5 protein-coding genes are annotated in these 5,526 nt (G+C 59.8%); 1 reads left to right on the forward strand and 4 read right to left on the reverse strand.

Going from position 1 to position 5,526, the window contains the following annotated elements:
* Window positions 1-45: 45 nt before the first annotated feature.
* The 4 genes from EKA13_RS25675 to glnT form a co-directional block, all read right to left on the reverse strand.
* Window positions 46-1,368: an FMN-binding glutamate synthase family protein gene (locus EKA13_RS25675; protein WP_065761881.1), complete on the reverse strand. Its 1,323-nt coding sequence runs from the start codon at window positions 1,366-1,368 to the stop codon at window positions 46-48.
* Between the two features lie 15 nt (window positions 1,369-1,383).
* Window positions 1,384-2,067 (reverse strand): GltB/FmdC/FwdC-like GXGXG domain-containing protein, encoded by a 684-nt coding sequence (locus EKA13_RS25680; protein WP_065761882.1) that lies wholly within the window; start codon window positions 2,065-2,067, stop codon window positions 1,384-1,386.
* A gap of 11 nt (window positions 2,068-2,078) precedes the next feature.
* Entirely contained in the window at window positions 2,079-2,984 is a 906-nt protein-coding gene (locus EKA13_RS25685; protein WP_065761883.1) for a class II glutamine amidotransferase, read from the reverse strand.
* Between the two features lie 67 nt (window positions 2,985-3,051).
* The gene (gene glnT, locus EKA13_RS25690) at window positions 3,052-4,386 is read right to left on the reverse strand and encodes a type III glutamate--ammonia ligase (RefSeq protein ID WP_065761884.1); all 1,335 of its coding nucleotides are present in this window, start codon (window positions 4,384-4,386) and stop codon (window positions 3,052-3,054) included.
* Window positions 4,387-4,684: 298 nt separating this feature from the next.
* Between glnT and EKA13_RS25695 the strand changes: the two genes are divergently transcribed.
* A complete protein-coding gene (locus EKA13_RS25695) occupies window positions 4,685-5,284 on the forward strand; it encodes a helix-turn-helix domain-containing protein (RefSeq protein ID WP_065761885.1) in 600 nt (199 codons plus the stop codon).
* Window positions 5,285-5,526 lie beyond the last annotated feature (242 nt).

A 5,526-nucleotide genomic window follows, 5' to 3' on the forward strand; every position in this document is an offset into this window, starting at 1 on the left:
GCACAACACCCCTCCAGGGAGGGGTGCTGCGTTTACAGCGCTGGCTCAGTACTGTTGGCCAGGAATCCAATGGGTGCCTGCCAGCGGCACACGTGCCATCGCAGCCGCTTCCACCGTCAAGGCCACCAGGTCCTCAGGATCGAGGTTGTGCAGGTGCGACTTGCCGCAGGCGCGCGCCATGGTTTGCGCCTCAAGCACCAACACCCGCAAGTAATTGGCCAGACGACGCCCACCTTCAACAGGGTCCAGGCGTTTCGACAGTTCCGGGTCCTGGGTCGTGATCCCAGCCGGATCACGACCGTTCTGCCAGTCGTCGTAGAAGCCTGCGGCCGAGCCGATTTTCTTCAGTTCCTCATCCAGACGTGGGTGGTTGTCACCCAGTGCAATCAGCGCCGCAGTGCCGATTGCAACAGCATCCGCGCCCAACGCCATGGCCTTGGCGACATCGGCGCCGTTGCGGATACCACCAGAGACAATCAGCTGAACCTTGCGGTGCATGCCCATCTCTTGCAAAGCCTGTACCGCTTGCGGGATGGCCGGCAGGATCGGAATGCCCACATGCTCGATAAACACTTCCTGGGTCGCCGCCGTGCCGCCCTGCATACCGTCGAGGACAATCACATCAGCCCCGGCCTTGACCGCCAGCTTGACGTCGTAATAAGGACGGCTGGCACCGATTTTCACGTAGATGGGCTTTTCCCAGTCGGTGATTTCACGGATCTCGGCGATCTTGATCGCCAGGTCGTCCGGTCCGGTCCAGTCCGGGTGGCGGCAGGCACTGCGCTGATCGACACCAATTGGCAGGGTGCGCATACCCGCTACCCGCTCGGTCACCTTCATGCCCAGCAGCATGCCGCCACCACCCGGCTTGGCGCCCTGCCCCAACACGATCTCGATGGCATCGGCCTTGCGCAGATCGTCCGGGTTCATGCCATAGCGCGACGGCAGGTACTGATAAACAAGGTGCTGCGACTGGCCACGCTCTTCCGGGGTCATGCCGCCGTCGCCGGTGGTGGTGCTGGTACCGGCAATGGTCGCGCCACGGCCCAACGCTTCCTTGGCGTTGGCCGACAAGGCGCCGAAGCTCATCCCGGCAATGGTCACGGGAATTTTCAGGTGAATCGGTTTCTTGGCAAAACGGTTGCCGAGCACAACATCAGTGCCGCACTTCTCGCGGTAGCCTTCCAGCGGATAACGCGAAACGCTGGCACCGAGTAGCAGCAGGTCATCAAAATGCGGCAGCTTGCGCTTGGTGCCACCGCCGCGGATGTCGTAAATGCCGGTTTCGGCGGCACGCTGGATTTCCTGAATGGCCAGGCGGTCGAAGGTGGCGGACTCGCGCAGCACTGGAGGGGTCTTTTCGCTCATTGTGGTTCTCCTGGATCAGTACGCGGAGGCGTTGTCGACTTTGAAGTTGTACAGCTGGCGGGCTGAGCCATAACGCTTGAAGTCAGCGGCCTTTTCATTGAGGCCAGCGCGATCTAGCAACTGCTGCAGCTCTTCCAGGTGCTCGGCACGCATTTCCTTGGCAATGCAGTCCGAACCCAGCGACTCGACCTTGCCTTTGACATAGATGCGGGTTTCGTACAGCGAGTCGCCCAGCGCATCGCCGGCATCGCCACACACCACCAGACGACCCGCCTGCCCCATGAAGCAGCTCATGTGGCCGATGCTGCCGCCGACCACGATGTCGATGCCTTTCATGGAAATGCCGCAACGCGCACCGGCATCCCCCTCGATCACCAACAGGCCGCCATGTGCGGTGGCGCCCGCCGCTTGCGAGGCGCTGCCCTTGACCCGCACATACCCCGACATCATGTTCTCGGCGCAGCCGACACCGACGTTGCCATGTACGGTGACCGAGGCTTTCTGGTTCATGCCTGCGCAGTAGTAACCGGCGTGGCCCTGAATATCGATAGAGACCTCCTGGTTGACCCCGACCGCCAGGTTGTGTGCACCGTTAGGGTGAGTCACGACCCATTCGCGGTCATCCACATGCTTGGCCTGGTCATGCAGGGCCTGGTTCAGTTCACGCACAGAGGCGTTGGACAAATCGATAGTTTTCATGTGCGTGCTCCTTAAGCCGACTCGCGTTCCCAGATGTACATGGTGGCTGGGACCGGTTCCCAGACCTTGGCGTTCTCGATACCTGGCAGGCTGGACAACGCCTGATACTCCGAGGCCATGGCAACGTAGTCGTCGGTCTCGGCGAGGATCGCCGGCTTGCAGGCAATCGGATCGCGAATCACGGCAAAGCCGTTGCGTGTGCCGATCGCAAAGGTGAAGAAGCCATCGAGGTCTTCCAGCGACTTGTCCAGCGCTTGCTTGAGCGTGTCGCCCTGCTGCAGGCGCCAGGTCAGGTAGCCGGCGGCCACTTCGGTGTCGTTCTCGGTTTCAAAGGTGATACCTTCGCGGCGCAGGTTCTGGCGCAGGCGCGAGTGGTTGGAAAGCGAGCCGTTATGCACCAGGCACAGGTCGGCGCCGGTGGAAAACGGGTGGCTGCCTTCCATGGTCACCGCGCTTTCAGTGGCCATGCGGGTGTGACCGATGATGTGGCTGCCTTTCATGCTGGCCAGGCCGAAACGCTCAGAGATTTCTTTGGGCAAACCCATGCCTTTGAGAATCTCGATGCTCTGCCCGGCGCTCATGATGCGCACGCTTGGCGCCAACTCGGCCAACACGGCCCGCACCGCGGCTTCGTCCGCCTGTACTTTCAGGACAATGGCGCTGGCATTCTGAAACCAGTCCAGCGCGCAGCCCAGGCGGGCCTCGACGGCTGCAACCAAGGCCTTGAAGTCATAGCCCTCGGTGGTCGCCTGCAGGGTCAGCTTGACCCAGCCATCCGCCACTTCATCACCGTAGATGGCAAAACCGGCACTGTCCGGACCACGATCCGTCATGGCCTCGAGCATGGGTTCAAACAGCTTGCCCAACTGGGATTCAAGCTTGGGGTTTTTCAGGTAAAGACCCACGATTCCACACATATTAGAAACTCCAGGGCAGAAGACGCCCTCCCCACTCACCGGGCGTCAGGAACGGTTGATTAACGAATCAGAAAAACTCGGTGTAGCGCTGGATCTCCCAGTCGCTCACATGGCGGCTGTACTCCACCCACTCCATGCGCTTGAGGCGGATGAACTCGCCCACGATCTCCGGCCCCATGACCTCGGCGAACAAGGGGTCGGCCTCCAGGGCATCACAGGCTTCCTTGAGTGATTGCGGCAAGGTCTTGATGCCACGTGCGGCGATCTCTTCAAGGCTGAGCTTGTAGAGGTTCTCGTTGCAGACCTTGTCGATTTCGAGCTTGCGGTCGATGCCGTCCAGGCCCGCTGCGATGATTGCCGCGCTCACCAGGTACGGGTTGCAGCCCGCATCGGGCAAGCGAAACTCCAGGCGACCGTACGGCACACGGACCATCGCTGATCGGTTGTTGGCACCAAAGGCGATGAACGCCGGCGCCCAGGTTGCGCCAGACAGCGATTGACCCACCACCAGGCGCTTGTAGGAGTTGACCGTGGGTGCTGCAAAAGCACACAGCGCCGGGCCGTGCGCCAGCAGGCCTGCGGCAAAGTGATACGCCAGCTTCGACAGGCCCATGCCGCTTGGATCGCTGGCATCGTGGAACAGGTTCTTGTTTTCGGCACTGGCGATCGACAAGTGAAAGTGCATCCCGTTGCCGGCCCGCTTCGGGTCGGGCTTGGGCATGAACGAGCAGATCATGCCCAGGTCGTTGGCAATCTCACCCGCTGCCATGCGGAAGAAGGTGAAGCGGTCCGCGGACTCCATGGCTTCACTGTAGGTGTAGTTGATCTCGAACTGACCGTTGGCGTCTTCATGGTCAATCTGGTAAATGTCAAAACCCACCGGCTGCAAGGCTTCGGTCAGGCGCTCAAGGAACACCCGCGAACGCGACAGCCCCTTGTAGTCGTAGCAGGGCTTGTCCAGGGTATCGCTGCTGTCCACCAGCTGCAGACGCCCCTGCTCATCACGACGCATCAGGTTGAATTCTGGCTCCAGCCCGGTGTTGAGCGTCCACCCCTTATCGCTCAGGCGTTTGATCTGCTGCTGCAAGACATAACGGCTGTCATAGGGATGGGGCTTGCCATCGACATGACCGATGCACACGATACGGCCGTAGCCTGGCTGCCACGGAACCGGCGTCAGCGTCGACAGATCGCCCCGGGCCATGAAGTCCGGGCCATGCGGCTCCATGCCCATGCCACAGATGGCGAATCCCGCGAAGCCCGCACCGTCTTCGGCAACCATTTTCAGGCCAGAAACCGGCACTGATTTGGTCTTCGCCGAACCGTGAATGTCAACGAACTGAGCCAGCACGTACTTGATCCCATGCTTCTCGATCAAATGCTGGGTATCTGGTGGCAACATGGATCTCACTCCTCGTGAAAGGCAAAGCGTTGTGGAAGGTTGAAACGCCTGACTTCCCTGACAACCACATTATTCCAATCAGGAAAGTTACTTTCCCAATAGGAATGCAATCAGCTTGCCAACTCTGGAATACCACTGACCTGAATGCGCGAAGGGGAGCGTTGCTGCTGTCTATATGGGAAACTTGCTTTCCCACCGCGAATAATCGAGGGTGGACAGGCTCGACAGGGGTGTACATCGCACATTCCTGGTGCGAATATAAAATTATTGAAAAGAAATAGTGCAGGCTGTGATAACGATGACCGATGAAACGCAACCCCGCCTGAAGCTCGAGCAGTACCTGGGCATGCAAATCAAACGTCAGCGCCAGGCCCAGGAACTGAAACTGGCCGACGTCGCCCGTATCGCCGGTATCAGCCAGGGCATGCTGAGCAAGATCGAAAACGCGCAGGTATCCACCAGCCTCGATACCCTCAGCCGTCTCTGCGACGTACTGGGCATGCCCATGTCGAAACTGTTCAGCCAGTACGATCAACAAGGCAGCAGCGCTCTACTGGTCAAAGCTGGTGAAGGCCTTGAAGTGGTCAGGCGAGGTACCGAGAAAGGCCACACCTACCACCTGCTCAACCATACCCGTGGGCCAAAGAAGAACTTCGAGGCCTACATGGTGAGCATGGATGACGCCAGCGAAGAGTTCCCGACCTTCTCCCACCCCGGTACCGAGTTTCTCCACCTACTTGAAGGTGAACTGATCTACCGGCATGGCAATCAGCTGTACCGCATGGAAGCCGGCGACAGCCTGACCTTCGACGGGGAGGTTCCCCACGGGCCGGAGCAACTGGTGCAGGTGCCGATTCGCCTGCTGTCGATCATGAACTACGGCAACCAGAACGAGTAAGCAGCGCGTAAGTAGAACCCGCTCCTGTGCGTAATGCTGTTCATTTAAGGGCGCGACATGGTCTGAGCCGGTCTTGCTAGCGGTGTTTTTCAATGCGCTGAACCTGCAGGCGGCACCAAGTCGCCCCTTCAGGAGGTCGTTTGTGGCTACTGGCACTCGCCTCGTGAACATATCCATTCCCTGTAGTGGCACCACCGGCTGGTTTCGCCTTTTACGGCGACCCACTTTTGAACGGCACAAAA

This window comes from Pseudomonas defluvii (genome assembly GCF_001695625.1).
GTDB lineage: Bacteria > Pseudomonadota > Gammaproteobacteria > Pseudomonadales > Pseudomonadaceae > Aquipseudomonas > Aquipseudomonas defluvii.

Coding starts and splice junctions, on each gene's coding strand:
- EKA13_RS25685 (WP_065761883.1), bottom strand. CDS start 2,984: ATGTGTGGAATCGTGGGTCTTTACCTGAAAAACCCCAAGCTTGAATCC.
- EKA13_RS25675 (WP_065761881.1), bottom strand. CDS start 1,368: ATGAGCGAAAAGACCCCTCCAGTGCTGCGCGAGTCCGCCACCTTCGAC.
- glnT (WP_065761884.1), bottom strand. CDS start 4,386: ATGTTGCCACCAGATACCCAGCATTTGATCGAGAAGCATGGGATCAAG.
- EKA13_RS25695 (WP_065761885.1), top strand. CDS start 4,685: ATGACCGATGAAACGCAACCCCGCCTGAAGCTCGAGCAGTACCTGGGC.
- EKA13_RS25680 (WP_065761882.1), bottom strand. CDS start 2,067: ATGAAAACTATCGATTTGTCCAACGCCTCTGTGCGTGAACTGAACCAG.